We start from the raw sequence: 22,118 nt of genomic DNA, 5'->3' as shown, positions 1-22,118 counted from the left end.
TCAATCGGCTCAGGCTCATCGCAATAGACCGTGATCATGCCGTCATGGCTGAAGGCCCGAGTATGCACTTCGGCGCGGGGGCGAGGCTGGTAAGCGACCGGAGCAACTGGTGATGGTGCGGGCGGGGCGAAGAGATCAAGCTGCATCATGCGAACAGCGCCTCCACCTTGACGAGATCATCGCCGCGAAGCCATGTGCCCTCGTCGACCGCAGCCGGGTCGGCATGGTTGAGGCAGATGGCGATCGCCTCGGCAGCCTCAGGCGAAGCCGCGTCCGCGAGGTGCTTGCCGTCGATCATGATCTGCTTGCCGCAGAAGGTGACCCTGCCCCCGACCGCGGGAGCGGCCTCGTAAGTGATCCCGTCGCGAGGGCCGTCCGGTCCATTTGGATGCGAGTGGGAGATCGCCTCCGCCAGCGTGAAGCGGCCAGCGCGGCGTCGATCGTTCGTGTAGCCCTCTGCGTTCGGACGATAGTAGGCGCCGCCCTTGCGGATGAGGTACTCGGCGGATTGCTCAGTCATGCGCCGCCCTCCCCAGCCTACGGGTGAGTTCGCGATAGAGCGCTTGGAACTCGTCAGCCGACGCCTCTGCAGACCAAGGCTCGATCTGCGAGGGGAATGGCTCGTAGCCCTTCGTCCACTCCCAGCGGTCGACGCCAGAGTGCGGCATCAGGTCTCGCTTTTCGGTCGCGAGCATCCGTATGTCGTACTGCTTCACTAGAGCCTTGTGGTTGTGGGTGACCCCAAAGTGCCGGTCGATTGCGTCGCCGTTGGCTTTGACCACCGTCGCTGCCTGCTCGCCCAGCAACCCCTTCGCCGGTCCCGGGAAGTCGCCCCAAGGCACCTCGTCGCTCTCATGCATGAGACCTTCAAACGCCTGCTCGTCGGAGCAGCCATCATCCATCATGTGCCAGGTGAGCCAGACAACATGCTGCGCGACGTTGTAGAGGCAGCGCCTCCCGATGCCGTTGTAGGTGCGAAGCCGCGTCTGGCCGCGGAAGCGGTTGGTGCTCGCAAGACCCCAGGCGTAATCCTCGATCGTCATGCCGTGCGCATGATCGGCCTCGTAGTCGAAGTACGCGCCGTCACCCATGAGGATGGTGGGGCCGATGATCCGCTTGACGTGCTGCTCGGCTGCGGCGGCGTTGGAGTGGTTATCAGCCACGGCTCACCTCCCGGCTTGCACTCGCCGCTCCCAAAGCAGAGGAAGACACCCGCCGAATCTGCGGGGGCAAGGTGATATGGGCGAAGTCGTCAGCATCGACGCTGCTTGGGAAGATCGCTTCGTCGCCATTGCTGACGTGATCTCCCAAGCGTCGACTATCATCGCTGAGCAAGCCGAGGCGCTTCAGCACATTGGAGACAAAGGGCTTGCGCAAAAGATGGTCGGGTACGTGCTCGACAATTGGATGAAGCTGACCATCGCGAAGGCCGTCATGCTGCGCCCGAGTTTGCGAGAGTCGCCGCTGGAAATGGACATGCTGGTTCGGCTGCTTCGCGAGATGCCGAGCGAACTGCTTGGGAGCTTGGTACCTAAATGACGCGCCCTCAGGCATGATCACCCTCCTTCGGGAAGTTCGGCATCTCGCGCCCGTCGTGCATCCGCCATTCCGACGTGATGACTTGGCCCTGCGAGGTGCGTTGCAAGTGAACGTCAGCGAAGTTGCTGACAAAGGCCGCGACGATCTCGTCCTGGTCCTCAAGCGGAGCCGCGCTGAGCGCATAGCTGGCGAGCCGGAAAGCAAGCTCGAGCACCGTCGTGTGGGTGTACGGGATCATCTCGTTCATCACGACGGTGACGGCGTCGCGCAGGACGTTCTGCGCCACGTTGACGGCCCGCATCTCGGGATCTTCGATCCGGACCATGTGCGGTGCGAGCAGCTCGGCTAGGCGCCGGTACTCAGCTTGTGTCGCTTCGATCATGGCGATGCGCGACGGGTCGGAGCGGATGCGGGGCCGCTCAGCCACGAGCTTTCTCCTCTTCGGAGAGCGCCCGCCAGCGCACCGGCTCGACCGGCTTACCGACTGAACCATCCTCGTTCAGTTCGCGCCACCACTCCCACGAGTGCCACCACACGGCGCGCGTCTCGACTCCGCCGACGTCGACCATGATGGTGCTGCCGTCCTGCGGCGCATCCTCCATCGGCTTCCAGTCCGCAGGCTGCCCGCGCCCAAAATCGCGAGCCACGTCCCAGTCGAACTCGCGACCGCAGTTGGCGGACAGCAGGCAGGGGATGCCCTCAAGCTGGCACTGCTGCATAATCGCGCCAGCCTCGGGGCCAGTGTAAGGGCCGTAGCGGAAGCCGAGATTGGCCCGGCTGATGATGACGAACCACTCGGCGCTGTTGAGCGAGGCGAGGTAGTTCTCGTCGGTCTGTTCGGAAGCCATCAGAACGGCACCCCCGGCTTGGTGCCGCGCAACTCCGCCCGATACTCTTCCAGTATCTGCTTGGCCGTCGCGACTCCAACCTCGCGGTCCTCGATGCCATGCCGCAGCCCGTCGTACAGCCGCTCGAACTCGGCGTAGGTGATGACGATACCCTGCTCCGGCTCACCGAGGCCGAGCACGCGCCGCTTGCCCTCAGCCAACCGCTTCAGCCAATTGCGCGCGTCTAGCAGCTTGCTCTGCATGTCGAACGTCGCGTCGCTCGCCTCGGTCGGCTGCGCAGCCCTAAAGCCGCGGAACCACCAGAGCGCATCGGCGAGCGCGTTGTCTGCGTCTTCGTGTCGCATCAGATCAGCTCCCAAAGCTTGATGTCGAAGGGATGCGGCGGGCGGTGGATGCGCCAGGTGCAGCCGCTTTTACCGTCAGCAGCCCAGCCACCAGGCTCGGTGCGCGCGGTGTCGGTGCCGTTGAACAGCACGACGCGCACGCGCCGGCCCGCAGCCTCCGCTGGGCACTTGCCGGGGTTGGGCTGGAGAGGCACATCAGCGCGCCTCAGCTGCCAGCTTCGGCTCGACCAGCTTCCACAGGTCGCCCACGGTCGCGCCTTTATCGACGTCGCCGAGTGCACTCATCTCGGCGTCCGTGATCTCGATCGAGAACTCTTCCTCGGTCGTCATGACGAGCTCGACGGTGTCCAAGCGGTCAGCGCCAAGCTGCGAGAACTTCACCTCCATCGGATCGGTGAAGGTACGCGGGTCCTGATCGAGCACCTCGGCCACGATCGCGAGCAGGCGGTCCTGCTGTGCGGTGATCTCCATCGCTCAGCCCTTCCCAAGCGGCTTGCGGCCGCGGCTCGCCTGCTTGGGCTTGCCCAGGCCGATCTTGTGGGCCAGCTCGCGCCGCCGCTCCGCATAGTTCGGGGCAACGAGCGGATGATCCGGCGACAGCCTCCAACGCGCCCGGTACGTCACGGGCGTCAGCTGGTGCTCGTTCGCCAGGTGCCGCTTGAGCATCTTGCCCGAGAAGCCGCACTCCAGGCAGGTGACCTTGTCCGGCTTCACCGACGCACGGATCGATACGGCGGGCTCGGGCAACGCCGGCGCGGCAGGGGTGGCAGGCTCGCCGAGACCCGCAACAGCAGCGTGCACGTCCTTGATCAGCGCCGGCAGCTCGTTGACGGGCGTCTCGTTGTTGCTGACGTAGGCCCGGACGATCTCGGCGGTGATCAGCGTGAGACCCGGTGTGGCGACGAGTGGCGCTCCAGGCAGGAGCGAGGGGATAGGTGCGTTCATGAGTTCAGCCCTCCTGCTGCGGCTTCAGCGCCAGCTTGCGCGCCGCGATCTCGCGTTCGATCGTCGCGACGGTGTCGTCGTCGAAGCGGTTGCGCATGGTGTTGACCCAATCGCGCTCGATCGCTTCGACCGCCTTCACGGCGCGGGAGTTGCCGAGGCGGCGGCGCAGGTCGGCGAGTTCGTCGACTTCGGTGTTCGCTTCGCCGCGCTGGCTGCTATCCGGACCTTCGGCGGCGTGCGGGTTGTCCTCGCTCAGCGTGCCGTCGTTGCTGTCCAGCGCGCGGGCGGTTTCCTCGTCGACCGGCGTCATGCCACGGTCGTCGGTCGGGTAGACCTCGCCAGTGCTCGGATCGTGAGCCTGGTCGAAGCTGGGTATCTCGTCGTCGAGTTGCTCGGCGAGCGACTGCCGATTGGGCAGCGCCTTCACGTCGTCGGCAGCCACAGCGACCGCATCGATCACTGTATCCTCAAGCGCCGAAAGGCCTGAAAACCCGAACGCAACACGCGCGCACTGGATCAGCGCTCGGTGCCGCAACATGCGAAGTGGCGACTGCTTCCACGGATCGGTGTTCCGCCGGCACTCGTCGAGATACTCGATGATCTTGGTGGGCCGCGTCTTGTCGGTCCGCCAGATCGTCGCCTCGATGGCGTAGATCGCGCCCTTGTCGTCGGCGATGTCCTCGAACTCGATGCTGTCGTACGCCGGGTGCGAGTGCATCAGCTTGATCCAGCCATCGACGCTGACCATCGGAACCACGCCGCCGCCCTTCGCGGGGAAGGCGTAGATTTCCTTGAGCAGCGGGTTCAGGCCGTAGGCGTTGGAGACGATGACCAAGCCGATGAACTCGCTGTCGTTCCGGCACGTCGCGAACACAGTCTTGAGCAGCGTGTCTTTGAGCGCGCCGGGGCTGACCTCGAGGCGCGAAGACATCGCTTCGAGCGCGTTGCGCGGGCGGCTCTGCTCTGCCGTGCGCGCCGCGATCGCGCGCTCCTGGCTCTGCTCGATCGAGCGGTTCTCGTTCGCGACGGCGCGCGAGCGGGCGGTGGTGGCGTTCATTAGGCGAGACCTCGCTCTTTCAGGTGGAAGAAGATGCGCGCCGAGGCGTCGGCATCGGGCCGCGCGCGGTGCGCGTCGGTGTGCGGTTCGGCGAAAAAGTGCTCCGTCGCCTCGCCGAGCGTCGGCCACTTCCAATCGGTGTCGAAGCGGGGCTTAGCCTTGAGCTTCTTCACGATGCCGGTGGTCTTGCGCATGGTGCAGAAGCTGGGCTTCGGGCAGTCCCACTTTTCGCCCAGCACGCGCGCGGCCAGAATGCGCTTCATACGCAGGTCGAAGCTGACGTTGTGGCCGACGATGACGACGGCTTTGGCGACCATGGCTAGGAAGTTGTCGAGGGCCTCAGCAGGCTCGACGCCCTGCTCCTGAGTCATCTCGGTCGTAATGCCGTGAATGGCCACGACCTCGTCCGGGATCTCGACCCCGGCGTTGATGAGCACGTCATAGCGCTCGATCTCCACGCCAACCGCGTCGTAGAGGCTGCAGGCAAGATCGACGATGTGGGGCTGGCGCGGGTCGTCGCTCGGATCGTTCCAGAGCGGCAGGCCGGTAGTTTCCGTGTCGAACACGAGATACATGGTTCGGATCCTCTCAGTAGGTGCGCGCGACGAGTGCTTCCCAGCACTTCACGCCAGGCTGGTTGCGCAGGCCGGCGCGCATGCGGCGCTTGGCGCAGGCCTCGATGGCTTCCTTGACCTTCTCGTCGTCGAGCATCTCAAGGACAGCGATGCCGTGGTCCTCGACCACCAGCTGCCATTCCTTGCGGCCTGACACCGCGGCGCCGGTGTCGACGCTGCGGATCGGCTCGGGTGCTTGGCGGACGACAGCGGGCGCGGCGACGGCCTCGACCTGCTCCAGCGCTTCGAGATCGCCCTGGCCTTCGGCCTCAGCGCGGGCGCGCTCGGCTGCAGCAACACGCTCAGCCTCAGCGCGAGCGCGCGCCTCTTCCTCGCGGCGCAACTTCTCGCGCTCGGCTTGCTGCTGACGCAGGAAGTCGGTCTGCTTGCGCTCCACAGCGGCTTTCGCCTGGTCGAGACGAGTGGTGTGCTGGGTCTTCAGGCCGTCGACGATCTTGCCTGCCTTGAAGAACGGCTCCTTCACGATCTTGTGAGCATCAGCGATCGCGTTCGACATCGCGCGGATTGACTTGACGAGATCGCCGCTCTTGCCGGCGCTCTCCTCGCTGTTGATTACCGCACGCTCAGACGCGGCGACCAGATCCTCGATACGCTGCTCCCACGTCGGCAGCTTGCCGAACATGGCCTCGCGAAAGTCGATCACGACTTGCTCTTCAGGCGGCGGGTTGTTGTGCCCGAGCGGCGCGGGGCTGCTGGCGGGGTTCTCGCCGGGAAGCGCTTCGGGCGCCTCCTTCACGGCAGCGGCTTGTCTGATACCCATGTGGTTGAACCTTTCGTCAGAACGGGAGGAGCGCGGTCAGCGGGTCGTGACGCTGGCGGGGATTGGCGAAGGAGGAGTCGGGCGCGTGCTGCTGCGCCCAGCGCTGCTGCGCTGCGTATTCGCGGTACTGCTGCTCGGTGATTGACTCGTCAGCACAGGCGGGCCAGATCGCGTCGAAGTCGACCGGCTCGCCGTTTGCTTCGGCCTGCCAGCGCCAGGAGCGATCAAGCTCCTCACCGGTGACCGGATCGAGCGGGGGGCCGTGCCAGATGCGGATGCCAACCAGCACGCCGCCGCCGCGAAGCTTGCCACGGTAGTGACCCGCAACAGGCTCATCGACCGCGAAGCCGTAGCCTGCCGGCGTCTGCCACTGCCGGCGCTCGCCATAGGTACGCTGCGCCCGGCTCACTCCGGCAACTCCTTGAGCGCAGCAGCCAGCGCGATTGCTGCCTGCACGTGCTTTGGCTGCTGATCGAACGGCAGCGGCTCGTCCTGCTCACCACCGCGCTGGCAGTGATCGATGACGAACACCTCGACCTCGTCGAGCAGCTCAGCGACCGGGATGGCTTCGCGGGCGCGGCTCACATCGAAATCCAGTGAAAGCCCGCGCCGCCGAACGCAGCGGCGGCGAGCACGACGACGATCAGCGCGATCTCAACCCAAGTCGGGCAGTCCGACTGCTGGCGGTTCTCGGGCGCGCTCACTTGCCACGCTCCGCGGAAGCAAGAACCCGGTCGACCGACTTCACGACCATGGGCCGCAAGATGTTCCAGAGAGCATCGGCCGCTTGATCGCCCGACGTGTGTCCGCCGCCGACCGCCAGATGCACAGCCAGAACGGTGCCCGCAGCTGTGCCGAGCGCCGAGCTTGCGCCTGCCAGAGCGACCGCCGACATAGCTGTGCCACCATCAACAAGCTTCATGTTGCGATGGATCGTGGCGGTGACGTCAGCCTCGCACTTGAGCGCGACATCCTTAAGGATCTGCGCGGCGCTCACTTGCCGCGCTCCGGTCCACCAGCGGTCACCAGCAGCATGCCGGCGAGACCGCCCAGCGCCACGACGCCGCCCAGCACCAGCAGCGGCGCAACCCACCACTGCATCATGAAATCGACCAGCGCAGGCTCGCGACGCATCACGCTGGCGATCAGCGCGTCGGCGCCGAAGAGCAGTGCGGTGAAGGCGGCGAGGAAGGCGACGACTGCGATCATGTCGATCGCCACGCTGAAGCCGTCGACCCGGCCAGCTTGGTTCTCGGGCGCGTTCATGCGACCATCTCCTCAATGCGAGATTGCTTGCGGGCGAGCGTTGCAAGCCGACCGCGAACCGAGTTCGACTTGCGGCCCAGGCTGCGCGCGATGTCGGCGATGCCATCGCCGCGCTGCTCCATCGTGAGAAGCTGCTGGTCCTCGTCGGCGGTGAAGGTGCGCATGACGTGCCCGCCGCGACTGATCACCATACCCGGCCGCAATGCGTAATGCGGGCGGCGGCGATCCTCAGGAAGGTCGGCGCCATGGGTCAGGCAGACCCACTCGATCGACCCGACGGTGACTTTCACGCCGCGCGTCGCGAAGTGGTTCGCGATCTGCTGCAGGGTCTTGCCGGCTTCCCGCATCTCGCAGGCGGTTGCGACCTGCTCGTCGGTCAGGATGCGCTTGCCGCTCATGCTGCCATCGCCTCGCGCTCGGCCGCAATACGTGCGTCGATCTCAGCGTCGGACCAGCCACCGAACGGCGTTGGCCTGCGCGGGAAGCCGTTGCGCACCAGCCACGCGAAACGCTCCTGCGTCGGCTTGAACTGGAAGCACGAGACGTCGACCAGGACTTCTCGCGCACCCTGGCGCGCTACGTAGTTATCGCGCCAAAAGCCGTCGCTGTCCTCTTCCTCAAAGGAAAGGAGCGACCAGCCATACACCGGCTCGATGCCGGTGACGGTGTCAGCTGCGAAGCTGTGCCGGTGTTGTAGAGGTGAGGTTGGCATTGCCATCTCCATGCGGTGTGGAGATGGGTTATGCGATTATCGGAACTGTCGCAACACTAAAGTTGCGAATATCGGAATATCAGTCGTCGCTCCACTGCGGGGGCGGCCATTCATCATCATGCGACCACTCGCGCTCGGGCTGCCAATCGTCCACCGGCTCCGGCTTGGATCGCCTCTCCGGCAGCGTAGGCTCGTCCGAGTCGAATGCGGTCCGAACGACCGCGCCGAACCTGGTTGCTTCCTGAAAAATGGTCGTCAGCACGCGACCCTGTAAGATCATCTGCTGGATACGGCCGCATCGCTCAGCCGACAGGTACCCAATCTGCACGCCGCGACAGCTGTACACGGCCACGGCTCTTGGGTCGGCAGGGTTCTTGGGTTCGGGCCGAAGTTCGACGGGCTCGCCCGGCGAGCACATCGCAATTTCGAAGCGACGAGTTGGACCGCGCTTGTTCGGGAAGTCCGCGCCGACGACCGCAAGTGAAAGCTGCGGAAGAGGCGCGCCCATTCAGACGACCACCTTCACCAGGCGATATCGCAGTCCCATGCCGGACACGCCTAAAACCTCGATCTGAACGTTCTTGATCCGCACCATCGCAGGGAATGCTTCGCGCGGGACCGTGATCTCCTCTGTGAACGCTGGTCGCGCGAGATCGAAGTTGAACTCGCGATAGGAGAACCGCAGGCTATCGCCGCTTGCGCCTTGATAGAGGATCACCCTTTTGATCGCGTCTTCTCGAGCTATTGAGATGGCAGCCTTCTCGTAAGGCACCGGTGCGATCAGTTTCTGCGCGACATTGTAGTCGTTCGTGGCTTGCCGGTCGAACTTACCGTCTCCGTCGTCGTCCATGAAGCAAGGTCCGGCCGGATCGAACGTGCCTTGGGCAGGGACGCAGCCTTTATAAGTGGACTTGGTCGCGACTGGGACGAGTTGAGTGCCTGCGGCAACCGATCGGCCCCGGAGGTATGAACCCGGGCCACTATCGGCTGTGAGGCGCGCGCCATCAATCGTGTAGAGGCGACTGAAGGAGTAAACGCCCTCACCCGGTGCGACGGTAGCTTCGGCGCCTACCGGCGGCTCGGTCACTATCGAAAGTGTCTGCGCGACAGCGCTCACGCTGAGCAACAATGGTCCGAAGGCTAAGCCCATGCGCAAGGATCGCATCATACTTCCCGTCCGATCCAGATGACCCTCCCGAGGATGCGAATGTCGTCTGCATCCACAACGCGATTCTCACGAGCTGGGTTGTCAGAGATCACATCGACCTTACCTGGCGCCACCGGTTGCAGGCGCTTGATGGCACCGGCCCCATACAGCGAGATCGCCCATATCCGATCATCCAAGTTCAGCCGGGTTTGTAGCGGATCGATCAGCACCATGTCGCCGTTCATCAGCGTCGGCAGCATGCTGTCCCCAGATCCGCGTGCGACGAAGAGGCGCTCGGCCGGCGTCCTCGTGATCCGTCGTAGGATACCGGGGTCGAAGTCCATCACGCCTTCTTCGGCATAGTCATCGATGTCAGTGCCGTCACCCATCGACAGGTTTAGATCGAAGACCCGAAGCTTCACAGGGCCATCGTCCTCTGTAACATCTCGTACTCGAGGTAGATCGGACGCGGGCCGGTGTTTCCCCTTCTCCATCTGATCTAACCATTCATGTGCGGCGAGAACTTCGGACGCCTGGAACTGGCGTTCTCCGCTCTTCACCTTCGAGACCTTCACTGCTTCGAGTTGAAGGGCTGCAGCGAGATCCCGCTGTTTCAGGCCAAGGCTCGTTAGCCTGCGAAAAATGTTGGCTGCTTCAGGCCGAATGGTGGTGCTTGCACTCATGCGACCATTGGCCACGCGTTTGCGACTATCGCAATTGCGAAGATCGGAAGTTTCGAGTTGCGATTGAGTTCCGATTATCGCATATCGGAGTTCATGGACACTCTCGCAAACGCTGTGATCGATCATCTTGGCGGCACCAGTGTGACTGCCAAGCTGATCGAAGCCCCAACCTCGACCGTGCATAGCTGGCGCGAGAACGGCATCCCGCCATCTCGGATGGCGCACCTGCGCCTAGCTGCCAAAGTAGACGGGAAGCCGCTACCAGAGGACCTTTCCGAGCTCCTAACCCCCAGTCCCGCCTCGCAGGAGGCGGCGTGATGCAGCCGCTCGCTCACACGCCAGAGACGCTCCGTCGAACCATCGCTGAGTGTGAGCCGGTCATATCGGCCCTGCGCCAGAAGGTGGCCCAGGAGTATCGTACAGCCCCTCGATCGTTGCCAGCGCGCGCTGCAGGAAGAGGTAGCTGTGGCTGTTAGGATCGGCGTTGGCCATGCCCTGCTCCAGCGCCCGGCATACGTTGTCGCGGCGCTCGTTCCTGTGCACTTCCAACGGCCATGTGCTGAACACAAGGTCGATGAGCACAAGCTCGTAGGCGGTGCACTTCGCACTGAGTTCCGCGACCATATCGGCCAGTTCTTCGGACATGTTGCATCTCGTGTTGGTCTCGACAGCCGCACGATGGCCGAAGCCGGGGCGGCGTCAAGCCGCTCCGGTGGAGGGTCGATCAATGACAACTGGCCGCTTGAGCCATGGCACTGACCGAGCCCTTTCCTCTGCTCGACGACCAGCACCAGCGCGGTCGCATGGTCCCGGCAATCCTCGCCGACCTGCGCGTCGTCGCCGCACGTCTTTTCCCAGAGGTCACGTGCGCCACTCCGGCGCGCCTCGAAACCGGCCGCTGCCCTGTGGCCGGTGCGCCCGTCGCCGTTCTGCCCCCTGCGGCGGCGGGCGCTTCCCTGTTTGATCCTTTCCATGCTCCCGAGGTATCCAATGTCTGACCAGAACGCAGTGTGCGATGCAGCAATCGTCAGCCCTGATCGTGTCCGACAGACCGTCCAAGCGATCCTGCGAGCCGCGCAAACAGCCGGTTGGACTGACGAGCAATTGGAGAATGTGTCCGGTGTGCGGGCGCGAACGATCAAGAGCTACCGGATCGAGGGCAAGGAGCCTTCGCTCTCGAACGCGCTGTCCCTTGCGGTGGCTCTTGGCGGCAAGCAGCTCAACAGCATCCTGTCGCTGATCGGCTATGTCGCCCGACCGCTGGACGAAGCCGATGCGATCAACCCGCATCTGCTCGTCGCGAACGTCTTGCCGCACATTTCCACCCTCGCCGCAGCAGCTGCTGATGGTCGCATCGATCACGTCGAGCTGCCCGGATGCCGAGAGGCAGCAGACCAGATCATCGCGACCGTACTTCCGCTGTCCAGCGCCGGAGCGGCGGTGTGATCAACTCGGCGACTACGCGGGAACTCTGGCGCAACCTGCGGGCTGCCGGCCGGGACCTGATGGTCGCGAAGGGCCCTGCTGCCCGCGCTGCCTGCAAGCAACGCATGAACAACCTTTCCGCGGCGATCGCAGCCGCCCCTGCCGCTCCCACCCCTCTCGCGCGTGCGGCCGCGCCCACTCAGGAGAACGACGACATGGCACGGATGGCACGAGAGCCGAAGGAAGACGCGGAGGCCGGCGAAGGTGGCGGCATCAACGGCGAGTATCAGCGGCCCGACGCCGCGGCGGCGTTCAAGATCTACGATGAGCAGATCAAGCCGAAGGAAGCGCACCTCGCCACGATCAAGGGCGACATGTCAGCGCCCTACCAGGCGATCAAGGACCAGGCGCACTTCCCGCGCAAGGTGCTCAACTTCATCATCGGCTTGGAGAACGAGGAGGACGCCAAGCGCGACCATCTGCTCCTCGCGCTTTCCGAAGGACTGAAACACCGCCAGCTGTTCCTGCCGCGCGACCTGGTGACGATGGCCGCTGGCGAGGAAGGTGGAGACGTCATCCCCACCGGGGAGCGCGAGGCCGACGACCTGCTCGTCGACGAGGATGAGGACGGCGACCAAGAGGAAGCTGATCTGCCGCTCGCAGCAAAGCCCGAGGCTTTCTCCGAGGCCAGCCCGGAAGAACTCTCCAAGCAGGAAGGCCGTGGCCGCAAGCGCACCACCACGCCTCCCCGCTCCGCTTCCATCGCCTCGATCAGCTCGCCCGTCGAAGCGCGCCCACACTGAAGTCGCTCCGGGCTCGGCCCGGGCGCACCCGGACCCCGGCCGATCTGCCGGGGCGAGGATTGCGCAGACGATTGGAGTTCCCATGAGCTACCTCGCGCTCGACCTGAGCAAGAGTTCCACCGGTTGGGCGCTGTGGGCGCCAGGCAGCGACGCGCCGCGCTATGGACATTGGCAGCTAGGCTCCGAGTGGACCACCGAAGGCGGCTGCTATGCCAAGCTGCATCGCAACCTGTCGGATTTGCACAAGGTCGCCGGCTTCACGCACCTCTACTTCGAGGAGCCGATCAACCCTGGCCACCTGACAGGCAACACCAGCATCGCCACGATCTGGCTGCTCTCCGGGCTTGCTGCGCACGCGCAGAGCTTCGGCCACATCAAGCGCTGTCGGATCGTCAAGGCGGTCAACGTCGAGAGGTGGCGCAAGGACTTCATCGGCGACATGGTCGTTCGCGAGGTCAAGGCGGGCACTCGGCGCCGACGTAAGGCAGGCGACAGCAAGGCGAGCAGCACCGACCAGCTGAAGAAGCTCGTGATCGAGCGCTGCAAGCAGTTCGGTTTCGCGCCCAGGAAGAACGACGAGGCGGATGCGATCGGTATCCTGACCTATTCACTCCTGCTCGATGGCGTCACACCGCCGTGGATTGCCAACGAGACGCTCCGTCCCGCTCTGCAGGGCGTCGCTGCATGATGCAGGTTCCCGATCATGCCCAGTTTGCACGCCGGCTTGGACGCAACGAGCGCGAGCTGCTCCTGACGGCCTACGAGGGGCGGCGCGGTTGGCAAGTGGTCGAAGGCATCGACACCATCCTCCGCCCCTACAGCCTGGTCGCCGCTCGGGGTCCTCACCTCAGCGCCTTCGGCCTGAAGGTTCGGCGTGCGCTGCTCGACATGCAGGTGACGCAATGACCGCGACGGTTTCGATTCACCCTCAACACGCGCTCGGCGCCGGGCGCTACTTGCTCGACGCGGACGGGCGGCTGCATCCGGAGCGCTTCAGCGGGTTCATCAGGGCCGTGGTTGCCGTCAGAGTGCGCTGCAAGCCCGAGCCAGTGATCATCAGGGCTCAGGGAAGCGGGCAGGTCGCTCAGATCCTCACGGCTGAAAAGCTGTCGCACCCGGATCGCGGTCGCCTTCGCTCTGGGCGGAAGCCAGCGCGCAAGACCGAGAGCATCCGGGCAGAGTGTGCCGCCGAGGCAACGGTCAACGAAGCTAGGCTGCGCGAAGCGAAGCGGCTGTCGACTGCTAGACCCCTGCCGGTCACCCCTCGCCCCCGCGAAATCGATCGCCCGCTGGCACGGCGCAAGGTCCCGCCACCCGCGCCGGCGCTGTCCGATGACGACGACGTCATGGTCGACTTCAACGCCGCTCTTGCAAAGGTGCAGTCGCGTCGTCGCGGCAAGGCTCGGGTGATCAGCAAGCCGGCCGAGCCGAAGATCGATGGCAAGGCGGTCGCGGCAGCGTTCGCGCGCAAGAAGCGCGGGGCAGCGCCTGCCAAGCCAGCGCCCACGCAACGGGCGCTGAGCGGGGAAGGATGCGAGTTCTGCGGCGTTCCCGGGCGCCGGGGTTGCGACCATTACCTGCCGTGCGAGGGGGGCTGACAAAACCCGTGTCCGGCTTCATCGCCCTTCACCGCGAAGCGACCGAGCACCCGCTCTTCGCCGGCAGTGCCGAGCGCTTTGGCGCGTGGTTCTGGCTTGTCGCAAAGGCGGTCTGGAAGCCCACGCGGTTCAACGTGGCGGGTAAGACGATTACCCTCCAGCGAGGGCAGTATTGCGCCTCCGTCCGCGAACTTGGTGAGGCCTGGGGCTGGTCCAAATCGTCAGTCGACCGGTTTTTGACCCGGTTGCGAACCGAGACGATGATCGTGACGGACGCCGGGACAGGACGCCTCGTCATAACCATCTGCAATTACGAGAAATATCAGACTTCCGAGCGTGAAGCTGGGACAGTGACCGGGACACCTGCCGGGACAGCAGCGGGACAGCAGCGGGACATAAAAGAACAAGGGAACAAGGGAACAATAGAGGAAGAGACTTACGTCTCTCCCTCTAGCGCGAGCGCGACCAAACCCACGAAGGCCGATCCGTTCCCACGTCCCGATTGGGCGGACGCAGGTGTCTGGCGTGATCTCCTAGTGAACCGGAAAGCGAAGCGGCTTCCGAACACCCCGACCGCTCACGCCAAGCTGCTGAAAGACATCATGGCGATGAGCGACGACGAATGGCCGCCAGGCAGGCTGCTGGAAGCCATCGTTGCCCGTGGATGGGCCGCCGCATACGACCCAAGAGTACCTGCAAATGACCGAAGCACACCAGCTCGGGGAGGTTCTTCCCCCGCTCACCTCAACGTCCAACGTGGTCCCGATCTCAACGAGTGGGAGCGACGCGCTATCGAAGCTCGACTTCGAGAGGGTTCCGGAGCGCCTGACCGACGCGATGATCGCGAAGCTCGAGCCGATGGCGAACTGCCCCTTGCCCCCGCCCGCGCCCTGCCCGGAAGGTAGGTTCATGGAGGCCATGTCCGCGATCAGCGCCTGCCTGCCTAGCCAGCATCGCGGCGAGTTCTCGCAGAAGCTACGGTCGGAATCGTACTGGCGCATGCTGGGCGGCTACCCCCTCGCCGCGATTGAGCACCTGCAGCGGGTCGCACTGGAGCGCTTTCGCTGGTTCCCGACGATCGCCGAGTGCATCCCGGTACTCGACGAGATTGGCCGCAAGCCGCCGCTCACCGGCAAGCAGCAGCGAGTCCGCGCCGCGATCAACCGCGAGCGCCAGGCGCGCTTTGACGACGCCATGGCCGCGCTTGCCGTCGGCGACGTCGAGCAAGCCTGGATCAATGCGCTGCCCGAGCGTTGGAAGCTGATCGCGGAGGCTCGCATGCTGCTGTGGCTACACGATGACGGCTCGTTCACCCTGCGTCGGGAGGTTGCCGATGTCGCGCACAGCACCGCTCGCTGACCCCGCCGACCGCATGGCGGTTGAACCGGCGCCTCTCTGGACCTTCGACGAGATGCGCGCCTGGTGCCAGCGCCAGAACGACAGCCCGATGTTCGCCGAGATGGAGCACTGGTACTTCGTCGACACCGTGTCGGTGCCCGCCGATCCAGACCGCAAAAGCAATCAGATCACGCACCTCGAAGGCGTTGACGCGACCAACGCCCGCAAGCTGATCCGCGGCCGCCTTGACGACTTCAACGGGTGGGACGAGCAGCGGATGGACAAGTATCGTTCCTGGCTGCGATCACGCATTCGCCGCGGCATGACGGATGAGCGGCTGGGCCGGATCAATCAACCGGGGCTGGGCCTGTGAGCTACAGTCGCGGAAGCCTCACGCCGTACGCAGCGCAGATGCGCGACCCCGACGAGCGCGGCGCTCACCGGCTCGCCGCTCGCATGTGGCACACCGAGGGCGCCGTTGTCCTGCGCCCCGAGAGCATCGCCCGCCTCGACCCGCTCGATCGCGACTACGTCCGCGCAATCGCAGCCAAGCTTTACGGACCGAGAGAGGATCGATGATGACCGGGGGTAAGTCCGCACTGGAGCGGGCAAAGCGTGCGCAGCGTGACGAGCGGCGCCGGGTTCGCGACCTTGTCGAGCGCGATCGGGCCGATACGGCGCGCGAGGAGATGCGCCAGGCCGCCGAGCTTGAGGTGCGTGAGGGTGTGTTCGTCAACCTCGATGACACCGTCGTGGCGCCTACGCCCGAGTGGATGTCCAAGGGGCCGACGCGCAAGTTCACGCCCAAGGCGCCGGATGGGACCGCGCGGTCGGTGAGTTCGGTGCGGCGGGTGCTGACGCCGGTCATCATAGCGCTTTGGACTTCCGACAAGCTCACGCTCCGCCAGGCGTCCGCTTGCACGCTCTACCGTGACACGTGGGAGCGGACGGGGCTCGAAGGCCGGTGTTCGTCGAGCCAGTACAGCCTGACGGCTACCATCCACGGCTCACCCGTCGGTGGTCGCATTCCGATGACCGAGTGGGAGGCTCATGCTCGCGGGCTACTCCGCTCTGCTCGGCTCTCGATCCCGGCTCACCTGCGCAACTTCTTCGACGCGGTGGTTGTCTCCGACCTGCCACTACGTCGCGCCGGGAGGTTCACGCGGTGCCGGAACGGACGCGAGTTGCCGCTGCTGCGCCAGGCCGCCGAGGCACTTGCCGATCACTTCGAGTCTGTTGGCCAAGACCTCACGTCCGAAGGCGTCAACGATGTTGGTTGACACGGGGACACGCAAAGAGCATTGGGAGACATGCCTTGGAGTTGCGCCTGCAGAGCGCCTTCGAGTGTCCCAACCTCCATTTCAGCTGAAAGTCGCGTCGTTCTGACATGGCGCGTCCGTCCACTAGCGACCGCGTAAAGCTCGATCGACTTCGCAGAGCGAGGCCGAAAGCAGAAGCTTTGCCGCGCGGCACGGTCTTAGACGCGAAGCCCATGGCCGAGCTGATCGGCACGCAGTGGTCGACGCTGCGCGACTGGATCGACGCAGCGCCGGAGCTGGAAGGCAAAGGCGCGCTGATCCGCGGCGGCAACGGCGTACTGTGGCAGATCAAGCCGCTCCGCACCATCGATATGCTGATCAAGCGGTTCGAGAAAAGCGTTGAGCAGCAGGCGGCTCGAAACCGCAAGGTGCGCCAGGCAACGGGGATCAACCTTCCGGACGCTGAGGACGCCGCAAGCTTTGCCGAGACGAAGCAGATGGTCGACATGACCTTGGCGATAGTGGCGGCGCGCGAGAAGCAAGGCGAGTTTGCACCTAGGCGCGAGGTCCTGACCTTCCTTGAAGGTTACAACGCAAGTGTGACCGCCGCCATCTTAGGTGTTCGGACTAGAGCAGACCCCAACGGCAATCTGCCGCCCCACGTCCGCGCCCAAGTAGATGACTACCTGCGAAGCGTCGCGACTCAGGTGCATGCCCAGGCGGCCAAATACATCGAGGAGCAACGTGCGCGTCTACAGCAGGAGCGAGTTGGCTAAGCAGGCACAACTGCTCGCCACGAACGACTTCTGCCATAGACCGCATGACATCGCCGTCGAGGCGCTCGCCGCGCTGAAACCGCGAGTGTCGCTGACGACAATCGAGTGGTCGACCACCCGCCGCGTTGTCCGCAAGCCGGATGGCACCAAGACAGATTGGTCGCCAACCCGTTCCAAGGCGCTGCTGCCGATCATGGTGGCGCACGACAACCCTGCCGTCCGCGAGATCATCGTGCCCAAGCCGTCGCGCATCGGCGGCACCATGATCGCCGAGAACTTCGCCGCCAAGTGCCTCGACAACGGCCCGTCCTGGGACGTGATGTGGTACCTGGCCGGACCCAACGAGGTCACCAGCTACGCAGACCGCGTGCTGCGACCGCTGATGGAAGATCATTTCCCGGGCCGGCTGCCCAAGGCCGGCACCGACGGAAACACCAAGACTCTCAAGCGCGTCGGCTCGCAAACCTTCGAGCTGATGGTGATGAGCAAGACGACCACGACCAACCGGCAGGCCGGCTACATCGTGTTCGACGAGCCGGACAGCTACGGCAAGGCCTGGCGCTCTAACTTCCTGGAGCAAGGCCGCCAACGCCAGAGCGACCTTGGCACCGACCGCAAGATCTACGCCTGCGCTCACCCGGACGTGGGTTGGTCAGGCGGGATCGCCGCGGCATGGATCTTGTCGACCCAAGGCATCTACGTGTTTCGCTGCCCCAAGTGCGGCACGCACGGATCGCCTTACCCGACCAAGCACTGGCCTGACGTGCCCCGCTTTCGCCTATCCTACGAGAAAGCGGAGGAAGGCACGCCAGTCGATCAGCGGCTGGCGCTGGCGGGTCGCACCGCCGCGATCGCTTGTCCGCACGGCTGCGAGCTCGGCGAGCTGGAGCGCGGCCAGATGATCGATGACGGCGCCTACATGCACAAGGGCCAGGTGCTCGACGTCGAAGCCGGGATCATCGGCGAGGTCGAAGAGAACGAAACCTGGGGCTTTTGGGTCCACGTGCTGATGTCGGGCCAGGTGCCCCTATCAAGCCTGGCCCGACAACTCGAGGGCGCGCTCGAGCACAAGGAACGTACCGGAAAGAACGACAAGCTGAAACAGGTGCTCGTGCGCACTTTCGGTGAAGCGTTCGAAAGCGAGGCGGACTTGACGGGCATCGATGCCGCCGCGCTGCGCCGGCGCACCGCTGCTCTGGCGCGGCCGAGTTCTGCGGAAGACGAGGGTGTGGTGGACTTCCCGATGGGCTTCGTGCCCCGACAAGTCCGCTTCATCACCGCATCGGTCGACCCCGGCCACCGCAAGGCGGACGTGCTGCTACGCGGCTGGGATCTGGAGCGCCGGTCCTGGCTGATCGATCGGTTCACGATCCGGCAGCGCAAGCACGCGGACGGCATGATGCGCGACATCGATTTGCTCAACGTACAGGACGATTGGCACGTGCTGGACGCGGTGATTGACCGGCTGGTGCCAATACAAAACCGGCCGGGTGAAGCACTGCCGGTCGCGGTGATGATGATCGACAGCGGCGACGGCAACATCACGCACAAGGCTTACGAGTACTGCCGCCGGATGGCTGGCCGGAAGTGGGGCGCATGGCCGCGGGTTCGTCCGCTCAAGGGCATGGCCGGCAAGCGCCCTCACCTCGGCATCAAGCCGACATGGCTGAGTGTCGACGATGACGGCAAGAAGATCGATCCGCCGGTGCCGCTGCATATCGCGGGCGTCGATGGACTGAAGGACGACCTGTTCGGCAACGATGACGGCGCCGGCTTCCTGCTGATCGACGACGGTTCGCCGGGTCAGATCTACTTCGCCTCGGACTTCCCGCAGGCAGGATACGACGAGCTCTTCCGCGAGCCCAAGATCGAAGGAACCTACGTGCGCAACGGCGCGCAGGAGACCATCGACTTGCTCGCCTACACCGAATGCGGACGGCTGCTGCTCAAGCCTGACCGTGAAGACATCGACTGGGCCGGGGGCAAGCTGCCGCCTTGGGCCAAGCCCGTCTCCCTCAAACCGAAGGGAGGTGATCACGCGGACGCGGGACGGGATGATGCGCCGGCCAAGCCGGTACCAGCAGCACCGAAGCGGACCGCTTGGGACGCGATGAACAGGAACGGACCACGATGACGCAGCGCACGCGGGAGGAGATTGCAGCAGACCTTGCCGCCGCTCGCGCCGCGCGTACGCGCTTCATCGCTGGGGAGACGATCACCGAGGTGACGAAGGACGGGCGTGGCATGAAGTTCGCGGGCATGAAGCTCAGCGACTTCAACGCCGTGATCGCCGACTTGCTCGCAGAGTTCGAGGCGGCGCCCGAGGTCCTTGGAGCCGAGCGGCCCCGCACCCGCCGTTCCATCCGCTTGGGCTGGTCGAACTGACATGGGTGTGATCGCCTCGCTCAAGAAGCACGCATTCTCGCTTTTCGGCGGCAACACCCGGCGTGACGCTGCGCGCAGCGACATCTCCGAACTGCAGGGCTGGAACCCGGGCAACCGCCATGCCGGCGCGGGTCGTGACTACGGGCTCGACCTAATCCTCAATCGCAGCCGCGACCTAGACGAGAACAATGGCTGGATCAACGCAGGGCTAGACCGCCGCGTCGAGTCCGTCATCGGTGTCTCGATCCGCCTCAGCGCCCAGCCCAAGTATGAGCTGCTAAACCGCGACTATGCCTGGCGCATGGATTGGACCGGCAAGACGCAAGCCCGGTTCGATGTCTGGAGCAACGACATCGAGCACCGCAACGATGCGCGACAGATGCTGACTTTCGGTGCCCAGGCGCGGCTCGCCTACCTCAGCTACGTGCGTGACGGCGAGGCTTGCGCTGAAATCCGCGACGATGCTCGCGGCCTGGCGAACACGACCAACGTCCTGCTGATCGAACCTGAGCGCGTGGTTACGCCGCCGCTTCAGAAGGGTCAGGAAGGCCCGAACCTCCGCGATGGCATCGCCTACAACGATAACGGCGCCATGACCGGCGCGTGGGTCGTGTCGCGTCATCCGGGCGATTACAGCGCTACTGCGAAGGAGCGGTACACTTTCATCCCGGCGCGCAGCAGCACCGGACGCGCTAAGTTCATCCATGTCTTCAACCCACGGCGCGCGGAGCAGAACCGGGGCATCAGCCGCCTAGCCGAGATCATGGTCCCGGCGAAGATGATCGACCGGGTTGATCGTGCCGAGGTCAATGCGGCCCTCAAGTCCGCTCTGCTCTCGATCTTCATCAAGTCCGCTGGCTCGACGGACGACATCAGCGACATGCTGGCGCCGGCGAACGATGAGGCGCTTGATCCCTGGCTCGACGCCTACGTCGACTTTCGCACCAAGAACCCGGTGCGGGTGGACGGTGCTGACGTCTTTCAGCTGTTCCCCGGCGAGGACGTTGTCACTCCGGCCGCAACGCATCCGAACAGCAACTACCCGCAGTTCATTCGTTTTGTTCTGCAGAAGATCGCGGGCTCGCTCGGCATCAGCTACCCGCAGCTCTCGCAGGACTGGTCCGGGATCAATTACTCCAGCGCACGTGCGCTGCTCAACGAACTGTGGCGGTCGTTCATGGAAGACCGTCGGTTCTTCACGCAAGCGTTCCTGACGCCGATCTACGCAGCATGGCTCGAAGTCGAAGTCGCGAACGGTGACGTGAAGGTCCCCGGCGGCCCGGCGAACTTCTACCGGAACAAGACGGCGATTTGCATGGCCGAATGGATCGGTCCGGGACGCGGCTCAGTGGATCCGCTCAAGGAGGCCAACGCGGACAACCTGGATACCGCCGCCGGACGCAAGTCGACGGTCGAAGCAATCTTGGAACGTGGCCGCGATCCTGAGGACGTGCTGTCCGAAGAGCAATACTACCGGCAGCGCCGCGCCGCGCGTGGCCTGCCGGAGGTCAATCACAACCTGAAAGCGGCCGCAGACGAGTCTGACGCGCAAGCAGCGCAAGAGACCGCCGACGACAACGCCAACACGCCGCCGGCGAGCACCAGGGAGCAAGTACCCGCATGACTTCGTTCCCGCTGTGGGCCGAGCGCCTCTACAACCGCCCGCTCGCGCTCGACCAGTTCAAGAACGAGGTGCTGTGCGAGTTCGCGCAGAACCGGATTACCGGCGCCCGGCCCGAGAAGATCACGGCGACCACGCTCGATATCCAGACACAAGCGCTCGCCGCCGACGCCGTGACCATCCGCGATGGCGTTCGCCTCCCATATGCGACGAGCGGCGACATCGCGATTGTACCGGTGCGCGGCACGCTGGTCCACAAGGGCAGCTGGGCTGACGCAGAGAGCGGTCTCGTCGGATACGACAGGATCCTGAGCCAGGCACGTGCTGCCGTCAGCGACCCTCAAGTCTCGGCGATCTGGATGCCGTTCGATTCGGGCGGCGGCGAGTGCGCGGGCATGTTTGCGGCAGCTGAAGAACTGGCGACCATGGCGAAGTCCGAAGGTGGCAAGCCGATCTACGCTTGGCTCGACGAGCGCGCCTGCAGCGCCGCCTACGTGCTCGCTAGCGCCGCAGACAAGATCTACGGGCGTCCCGAGGTTATGGGCGCCTCCATCGCGGCGATCATCAACGTGGTCGACAAGTCGAAAGCCTACGAAAAGATGGGCTTGGAGCCGATCGTAATTCGTGCCGAGTGGGCCGATCGCAAGGCACGCGGTCAAGCCGGCGAGAAGATCGACAAGGACACGATCGCCAAGCTCGGCGCCATTGTCGACGAGACCAGCCAGCAGATCATCGAGTTCGTTGCCGCGATGCGAGGCACCTCAACGAAGGCGCTGCGCGACCTGCGCGGCGACGTGTTTACCGGGCCCGACTTGGTGAAGTTCGGCCTGCTCGATGACACGCTGTCCGAGCGCGAAGCGTGGGACGCCCTCAGGGCTGAAGCCCGGGCCTGATCAAGGAAATCGTGATGACAAAAAGCAAGCGCCTCGCGGCGTTTCGCCAAGCTGCGCGCGCAGAGGATCAGACCTCGCCTGCAG

The 22,118-nt window shown here is 64.7% G+C and carries 40 protein-coding genes; 18 read left to right on the top strand and 22 right to left on the bottom strand.

What is annotated here, in order from left to right:
• Window positions 1–145: 145 nt before the first annotated feature.
• On the bottom strand, window positions 146–520 hold the full coding sequence (locus tag HNO88_RS14735; protein WP_184247028.1) for a hypothetical protein: 375 nt from the start codon (window positions 518–520) through the stop codon (window positions 146–148).
• The gene (locus tag HNO88_RS14730) at window positions 513–1,163 is read right to left on the bottom strand and encodes a hypothetical protein (RefSeq protein ID WP_184247025.1); all 651 of its coding nucleotides are present in this window, start codon (window positions 1,161–1,163) and stop codon (window positions 513–515) included. The genes HNO88_RS14735 and HNO88_RS14730 overlap by 8 nt, the downstream gene beginning before the upstream one ends.
• Before the next feature lie 76 nt (window positions 1,164–1,239).
• Here HNO88_RS14730 and HNO88_RS14725 point away from each other — a divergent pair, with 76 nt between their 5' ends.
• Window positions 1,240–1,539 carry a hypothetical protein gene (locus tag HNO88_RS14725; protein ID WP_184247022.1) on the top strand — a complete coding sequence of 100 codons (300 nt, stop codon included), beginning with the start codon at window positions 1,240–1,242 and terminating at the stop codon, window positions 1,537–1,539.
• 7 nt (window positions 1,540–1,546) lie between these two features.
• Here HNO88_RS14725 and HNO88_RS14720 read toward each other — a convergent pair whose 3' ends face one another.
• The 19 genes from HNO88_RS14720 to HNO88_RS14635 all read right to left on the bottom strand — a co-directional run bounded on the left by HNO88_RS14720 (window position 1,547) and on the right by HNO88_RS14635 (window position 9,936).
• A complete protein-coding gene (locus tag HNO88_RS14720) occupies window positions 1,547–1,966 on the bottom strand; it encodes a hypothetical protein (RefSeq protein WP_184247020.1) in 420 nt (139 codons plus the stop codon).
• Window positions 1,959–2,387, bottom strand: coding sequence for a hypothetical protein (locus HNO88_RS14715; protein WP_184247017.1), 429 nt, complete (start codon window positions 2,385–2,387; stop codon window positions 1,959–1,961). Before HNO88_RS14715 ends, HNO88_RS14720 begins: the two co-directional genes overlap by 8 nt.
• Window positions 2,387–2,731: a hypothetical protein gene (locus HNO88_RS14710; protein WP_184247014.1), complete on the bottom strand. Its 345-nt coding sequence runs from the start codon at window positions 2,729–2,731 to the stop codon at window positions 2,387–2,389. Before HNO88_RS14710 ends, HNO88_RS14715 begins: the two co-directional genes overlap by 1 nt.
• Complete coding sequence (locus HNO88_RS14705) at window positions 2,731–2,925, bottom strand: hypothetical protein (protein WP_184247011.1); 195 nt, start codon at window positions 2,923–2,925, stop codon at window positions 2,731–2,733. The genes HNO88_RS14710 and HNO88_RS14705 overlap by 1 nt, the downstream gene beginning before the upstream one ends.
• 1 nt (window position 2,926) lies before the next feature.
• On the bottom strand, window positions 2,927–3,202 hold the full coding sequence (locus tag HNO88_RS14700; RefSeq protein ID WP_184247008.1) for a phosphopantetheine-binding protein: 276 nt from the start codon (window positions 3,200–3,202) through the stop codon (window positions 2,927–2,929).
• A 3-nt stretch (window positions 3,203–3,205) separates the two neighbouring features.
• On the bottom strand, window positions 3,206–3,676 hold the full coding sequence (locus HNO88_RS14695; protein ID WP_184247004.1) for a Ros/MucR family transcriptional regulator: 471 nt from the start codon (window positions 3,674–3,676) through the stop codon (window positions 3,206–3,208).
• 4 nt (window positions 3,677–3,680) lie between these two features.
• Window positions 3,681–4,733, bottom strand: a complete 1,053-nt coding sequence (locus tag HNO88_RS14690; RefSeq protein ID WP_184247001.1) for a RecT family recombinase — start codon at window positions 4,731–4,733, stop codon at window positions 3,681–3,683.
• Window positions 4,733–5,308 (bottom strand): 3'-5' exonuclease, encoded by a 576-nt coding sequence (locus tag HNO88_RS14685; RefSeq protein ID WP_184246998.1) that lies wholly within the window; start codon window positions 5,306–5,308, stop codon window positions 4,733–4,735. Before HNO88_RS14685 ends, HNO88_RS14690 begins: the two co-directional genes overlap by 1 nt.
• A gap of 13 nt (window positions 5,309–5,321) precedes the next feature.
• Window positions 5,322–6,128, bottom strand: coding sequence for a hypothetical protein (locus HNO88_RS14680; protein ID WP_184246995.1), 807 nt, complete (start codon window positions 6,126–6,128; stop codon window positions 5,322–5,324).
• Window positions 6,129–6,144: 16 nt separating this feature from the next.
• Window positions 6,145–6,537 carry a hypothetical protein gene (locus tag HNO88_RS14675; RefSeq protein WP_184246992.1) on the bottom strand — a complete coding sequence of 131 codons (393 nt, stop codon included), beginning with the start codon at window positions 6,535–6,537 and terminating at the stop codon, window positions 6,145–6,147.
• Entirely contained in the window at window positions 6,534–6,713 is a 180-nt protein-coding gene (locus tag HNO88_RS14670; protein ID WP_184246989.1) for a hypothetical protein, read from the bottom strand. Before HNO88_RS14670 ends, HNO88_RS14675 begins: the two co-directional genes overlap by 4 nt.
• Entirely contained in the window at window positions 6,710–6,832 is a 123-nt protein-coding gene (locus tag HNO88_RS22700; RefSeq protein ID WP_281384031.1) for a hypothetical protein, read from the bottom strand. Before HNO88_RS22700 ends, HNO88_RS14670 begins: the two co-directional genes overlap by 4 nt.
• Window positions 6,829–7,125 carry a hypothetical protein gene (locus HNO88_RS14665; RefSeq protein ID WP_184246986.1) on the bottom strand — a complete coding sequence of 99 codons (297 nt, stop codon included), beginning with the start codon at window positions 7,123–7,125 and terminating at the stop codon, window positions 6,829–6,831. The genes HNO88_RS22700 and HNO88_RS14665 overlap by 4 nt, the downstream gene beginning before the upstream one ends.
• Complete coding sequence (locus tag HNO88_RS14660; protein ID WP_184246983.1) at window positions 7,122–7,394, bottom strand: hypothetical protein; 273 nt, start codon at window positions 7,392–7,394, stop codon at window positions 7,122–7,124. The genes HNO88_RS14665 and HNO88_RS14660 overlap by 4 nt, the downstream gene beginning before the upstream one ends.
• Window positions 7,391–7,792, bottom strand: a complete 402-nt coding sequence (locus HNO88_RS14655) for a helix-turn-helix domain-containing protein (protein WP_184246980.1) — start codon at window positions 7,790–7,792, stop codon at window positions 7,391–7,393. Before HNO88_RS14655 ends, HNO88_RS14660 begins: the two co-directional genes overlap by 4 nt.
• Window positions 7,789–8,106, bottom strand: a complete 318-nt coding sequence (locus HNO88_RS14650) for a hypothetical protein (protein ID WP_184246977.1) — start codon at window positions 8,104–8,106, stop codon at window positions 7,789–7,791. The genes HNO88_RS14655 and HNO88_RS14650 overlap by 4 nt, the downstream gene beginning before the upstream one ends.
• Window positions 8,107–8,185: 79 nt before the next feature.
• Window positions 8,186–8,614, bottom strand: a complete 429-nt coding sequence (locus tag HNO88_RS14645; RefSeq protein ID WP_246381824.1) for an HIRAN domain-containing protein — start codon at window positions 8,612–8,614, stop codon at window positions 8,186–8,188.
• A complete protein-coding gene (locus tag HNO88_RS14640; protein WP_184246974.1) occupies window positions 8,615–9,256 on the bottom strand; it encodes a hypothetical protein in 642 nt (213 codons plus the stop codon).
• 14 nt (window positions 9,257–9,270) lie between these two features.
• A complete protein-coding gene (locus tag HNO88_RS14635; protein ID WP_184246972.1) occupies window positions 9,271–9,936 on the bottom strand; it encodes a S24 family peptidase in 666 nt (221 codons plus the stop codon).
• A 93-nt stretch (window positions 9,937–10,029) separates the two neighbouring features.
• Between HNO88_RS14635 and HNO88_RS23040 the strand changes: the two genes are divergently transcribed.
• Window positions 10,030–10,254: a carph-isopro domain-containing protein gene (locus HNO88_RS23040; RefSeq protein ID WP_376768778.1), complete on the top strand. Its 225-nt coding sequence runs from the start codon at window positions 10,030–10,032 to the stop codon at window positions 10,252–10,254.
• A 60-nt stretch (window positions 10,255–10,314) separates the two neighbouring features.
• On the opposite strand, the gene HNO88_RS14630 is transcribed toward HNO88_RS23040, so the two are convergent.
• Window positions 10,315–10,581 (bottom strand): hypothetical protein, encoded by a 267-nt coding sequence (locus HNO88_RS14630; protein ID WP_184246969.1) that lies wholly within the window; start codon window positions 10,579–10,581, stop codon window positions 10,315–10,317.
• A 104-nt stretch (window positions 10,582–10,685) separates the two neighbouring features.
• Between HNO88_RS14630 and HNO88_RS14625 the strand changes: the two genes are divergently transcribed.
• The 16 genes from HNO88_RS14625 to HNO88_RS14550 all read left to right on the top strand — a co-directional run bounded on the left by HNO88_RS14625 (window position 10,686) and on the right by HNO88_RS14550 (window position 22,034).
• On the top strand, window positions 10,686–10,934 hold the full coding sequence (locus HNO88_RS14625; RefSeq protein ID WP_184246966.1) for a hypothetical protein: 249 nt from the start codon (window positions 10,686–10,688) through the stop codon (window positions 10,932–10,934).
• Window positions 10,927–11,382, top strand: a complete 456-nt coding sequence (locus HNO88_RS14620; protein WP_184246963.1) for a hypothetical protein — start codon at window positions 10,927–10,929, stop codon at window positions 11,380–11,382. The genes HNO88_RS14625 and HNO88_RS14620 overlap by 8 nt, the downstream gene beginning before the upstream one ends.
• 104 nt (window positions 11,383–11,486) lie before the next feature.
• Window positions 11,487–12,164 carry a hypothetical protein gene (locus HNO88_RS14615; RefSeq protein ID WP_184246959.1) on the top strand — a complete coding sequence of 226 codons (678 nt, stop codon included), beginning with the start codon at window positions 11,487–11,489 and terminating at the stop codon, window positions 12,162–12,164.
• Window positions 12,165–12,246: 82 nt separating this feature from the next.
• A complete protein-coding gene (locus tag HNO88_RS14610) occupies window positions 12,247–12,852 on the top strand; it encodes a hypothetical protein (protein WP_184246956.1) in 606 nt (201 codons plus the stop codon).
• Window positions 12,849–13,070, top strand: coding sequence for a hypothetical protein (locus tag HNO88_RS14605; protein WP_184246953.1), 222 nt, complete (start codon window positions 12,849–12,851; stop codon window positions 13,068–13,070). The genes HNO88_RS14610 and HNO88_RS14605 overlap by 4 nt, the downstream gene beginning before the upstream one ends.
• Entirely contained in the window at window positions 13,067–13,762 is a 696-nt protein-coding gene (locus HNO88_RS14600) for a hypothetical protein (protein WP_184246950.1), read from the top strand. Before HNO88_RS14605 ends, HNO88_RS14600 begins: the two co-directional genes overlap by 4 nt.
• An 8-nt stretch (window positions 13,763–13,770) precedes the next feature.
• Entirely contained in the window at window positions 13,771–14,667 is an 897-nt protein-coding gene (locus tag HNO88_RS14595; RefSeq protein ID WP_184246947.1) for a hypothetical protein, read from the top strand.
• A 13-nt stretch (window positions 14,668–14,680) separates the two neighbouring features.
• The gene (locus HNO88_RS14590; RefSeq protein WP_221420034.1) at window positions 14,681–15,121 is read left to right on the top strand and encodes a hypothetical protein; all 441 of its coding nucleotides are present in this window, start codon (window positions 14,681–14,683) and stop codon (window positions 15,119–15,121) included.
• A complete protein-coding gene (locus HNO88_RS14585; RefSeq protein ID WP_184246941.1) occupies window positions 15,096–15,473 on the top strand; it encodes a hypothetical protein in 378 nt (125 codons plus the stop codon). Before HNO88_RS14590 ends, HNO88_RS14585 begins: the two co-directional genes overlap by 26 nt.
• Before the next feature lie 38 nt (window positions 15,474–15,511).
• Window positions 15,512–15,679 carry a hypothetical protein gene (locus HNO88_RS14580; protein ID WP_184246938.1) on the top strand — a complete coding sequence of 56 codons (168 nt, stop codon included), beginning with the start codon at window positions 15,512–15,514 and terminating at the stop codon, window positions 15,677–15,679.
• Window positions 15,679–16,380, top strand: a complete 702-nt coding sequence (locus HNO88_RS14575) for a hypothetical protein (RefSeq protein ID WP_184246935.1) — start codon at window positions 15,679–15,681, stop codon at window positions 16,378–16,380. Before HNO88_RS14580 ends, HNO88_RS14575 begins: the two co-directional genes overlap by 1 nt.
• Window positions 16,381–16,592: 212 nt before the next feature.
• The gene (locus tag HNO88_RS14570; protein WP_184246932.1) at window positions 16,593–17,135 is read left to right on the top strand and encodes a hypothetical protein; all 543 of its coding nucleotides are present in this window, start codon (window positions 16,593–16,595) and stop codon (window positions 17,133–17,135) included.
• Complete coding sequence (locus tag HNO88_RS14565; RefSeq protein ID WP_184246928.1) at window positions 17,128–19,269, top strand: terminase gpA endonuclease subunit; 2,142 nt, start codon at window positions 17,128–17,130, stop codon at window positions 19,267–19,269. Before HNO88_RS14570 ends, HNO88_RS14565 begins: the two co-directional genes overlap by 8 nt.
• Window positions 19,266–19,520 (top strand): gpW family head-tail joining protein, encoded by a 255-nt coding sequence (gene gpW / locus HNO88_RS14560; protein WP_184246924.1) that lies wholly within the window; start codon window positions 19,266–19,268, stop codon window positions 19,518–19,520. The genes HNO88_RS14565 and gpW overlap by 4 nt, the downstream gene beginning before the upstream one ends.
• A 1-nt stretch (window position 19,521) precedes the next feature.
• Window positions 19,522–21,144, top strand: coding sequence for a phage portal protein (locus tag HNO88_RS14555; RefSeq protein ID WP_184246921.1), 1,623 nt, complete (start codon window positions 19,522–19,524; stop codon window positions 21,142–21,144).
• Window positions 21,141–22,034: a S49 family peptidase gene (locus HNO88_RS14550; protein ID WP_184246918.1), complete on the top strand. Its 894-nt coding sequence runs from the start codon at window positions 21,141–21,143 to the stop codon at window positions 22,032–22,034. The genes HNO88_RS14555 and HNO88_RS14550 overlap by 4 nt, the downstream gene beginning before the upstream one ends.
• Window positions 22,035–22,118: the final 84 nt, after the last annotated feature.

The organism is Novosphingobium chloroacetimidivorans (assembly GCF_014204535.1).
GTDB lineage: Bacteria > Pseudomonadota > Alphaproteobacteria > Sphingomonadales > Sphingomonadaceae > Novosphingobium > Novosphingobium chloroacetimidivorans.
This window is presented reverse-complemented; position numbering and strand designations above follow the sequence as displayed.

Bases quoted from the DNA above. Each gene is read 5' to 3' on its own strand.
- HNO88_RS14735 (WP_184247028.1), bottom strand. From the start codon at position 520: ATGACTGAGCAATCCGCCGAGTACCTCATCCGCAAGGGCGGCGCCTAC.
- HNO88_RS14725 (WP_184247022.1), top strand. From the start codon at position 1,240: ATGGGCGAAGTCGTCAGCATCGACGCTGCTTGGGAAGATCGCTTCGTC.
- HNO88_RS14715 (WP_184247017.1), bottom strand. From the start codon at position 2,387: ATGGCTTCCGAACAGACCGACGAGAACTACCTCGCCTCGCTCAACAGC.
- HNO88_RS14710 (WP_184247014.1), bottom strand. From the start codon at position 2,731: ATGCGACACGAAGACGCAGACAACGCGCTCGCCGATGCGCTCTGGTGG.
- HNO88_RS14700 (WP_184247008.1), bottom strand. From the start codon at position 3,202: ATGGAGATCACCGCACAGCAGGACCGCCTGCTCGCGATCGTGGCCGAG.
- HNO88_RS14695 (WP_184247004.1), bottom strand. From the start codon at position 3,676: ATGAACGCACCTATCCCCTCGCTCCTGCCTGGAGCGCCACTCGTCGCC.
- HNO88_RS14690 (WP_184247001.1), bottom strand. From the start codon at position 4,733: ATGAACGCCACCACCGCCCGCTCGCGCGCCGTCGCGAACGAGAACCGC.
- HNO88_RS14685 (WP_184246998.1), bottom strand. From the start codon at position 5,308: ATGTATCTCGTGTTCGACACGGAAACTACCGGCCTGCCGCTCTGGAAC.
- HNO88_RS14680 (WP_184246995.1), bottom strand. From the start codon at position 6,128: ATGGGTATCAGACAAGCCGCTGCCGTGAAGGAGGCGCCCGAAGCGCTT.
- HNO88_RS14660 (WP_184246983.1), bottom strand. From the start codon at position 7,394: ATGAACGCGCCCGAGAACCAAGCTGGCCGGGTCGACGGCTTCAGCGTG.
- HNO88_RS14655 (WP_184246980.1), bottom strand. From the start codon at position 7,792: ATGAGCGGCAAGCGCATCCTGACCGACGAGCAGGTCGCAACCGCCTGC.
- HNO88_RS14650 (WP_184246977.1), bottom strand. From the start codon at position 8,106: ATGCCAACCTCACCTCTACAACACCGGCACAGCTTCGCAGCTGACACC.
- HNO88_RS14645 (WP_246381824.1), bottom strand. From the start codon at position 8,614: ATGGGCGCGCCTCTTCCGCAGCTTTCACTTGCGGTCGTCGGCGCGGAC.
- HNO88_RS14640 (WP_184246974.1), bottom strand. From the start codon at position 9,256: ATGGGCTTAGCCTTCGGACCATTGTTGCTCAGCGTGAGCGCTGTCGCG.
- HNO88_RS14635 (WP_184246972.1), bottom strand. From the start codon at position 9,936: ATGAGTGCAAGCACCACCATTCGGCCTGAAGCAGCCAACATTTTTCGC.
- HNO88_RS23040 (WP_376768778.1), top strand. From the start codon at position 10,030: ATGGACACTCTCGCAAACGCTGTGATCGATCATCTTGGCGGCACCAGT.
- HNO88_RS14630 (WP_184246969.1), bottom strand. From the start codon at position 10,581: ATGTCCGAAGAACTGGCCGATATGGTCGCGGAACTCAGTGCGAAGTGC.
- HNO88_RS14625 (WP_184246966.1), top strand. From the start codon at position 10,686: ATGGCACTGACCGAGCCCTTTCCTCTGCTCGACGACCAGCACCAGCGC.
- HNO88_RS14620 (WP_184246963.1), top strand. From the start codon at position 10,927: ATGTCTGACCAGAACGCAGTGTGCGATGCAGCAATCGTCAGCCCTGAT.
- HNO88_RS14615 (WP_184246959.1), top strand. From the start codon at position 11,487: ATGAACAACCTTTCCGCGGCGATCGCAGCCGCCCCTGCCGCTCCCACC.
- HNO88_RS14610 (WP_184246956.1), top strand. From the start codon at position 12,247: ATGAGCTACCTCGCGCTCGACCTGAGCAAGAGTTCCACCGGTTGGGCG.
- HNO88_RS14605 (WP_184246953.1), top strand. From the start codon at position 12,849: ATGATGCAGGTTCCCGATCATGCCCAGTTTGCACGCCGGCTTGGACGC.
- HNO88_RS14600 (WP_184246950.1), top strand. From the start codon at position 13,067: ATGACCGCGACGGTTTCGATTCACCCTCAACACGCGCTCGGCGCCGGG.
- HNO88_RS14590 (WP_221420034.1), top strand. From the start codon at position 14,681: ATGTCCGCGATCAGCGCCTGCCTGCCTAGCCAGCATCGCGGCGAGTTC.
- HNO88_RS14585 (WP_184246941.1), top strand. From the start codon at position 15,096: ATGTCGCGCACAGCACCGCTCGCTGACCCCGCCGACCGCATGGCGGTT.
- HNO88_RS14580 (WP_184246938.1), top strand. From the start codon at position 15,512: ATGCGCGACCCCGACGAGCGCGGCGCTCACCGGCTCGCCGCTCGCATG.
- HNO88_RS14575 (WP_184246935.1), top strand. From the start codon at position 15,679: ATGACCGGGGGTAAGTCCGCACTGGAGCGGGCAAAGCGTGCGCAGCGT.
- HNO88_RS14570 (WP_184246932.1), top strand. From the start codon at position 16,593: ATGGCCGAGCTGATCGGCACGCAGTGGTCGACGCTGCGCGACTGGATC.
- gpW (WP_184246924.1), top strand. From the start codon at position 19,266: ATGACGCAGCGCACGCGGGAGGAGATTGCAGCAGACCTTGCCGCCGCT.
- HNO88_RS14555 (WP_184246921.1), top strand. From the start codon at position 19,522: ATGGGTGTGATCGCCTCGCTCAAGAAGCACGCATTCTCGCTTTTCGGC.
- HNO88_RS14550 (WP_184246918.1), top strand. From the start codon at position 21,141: ATGACTTCGTTCCCGCTGTGGGCCGAGCGCCTCTACAACCGCCCGCTC.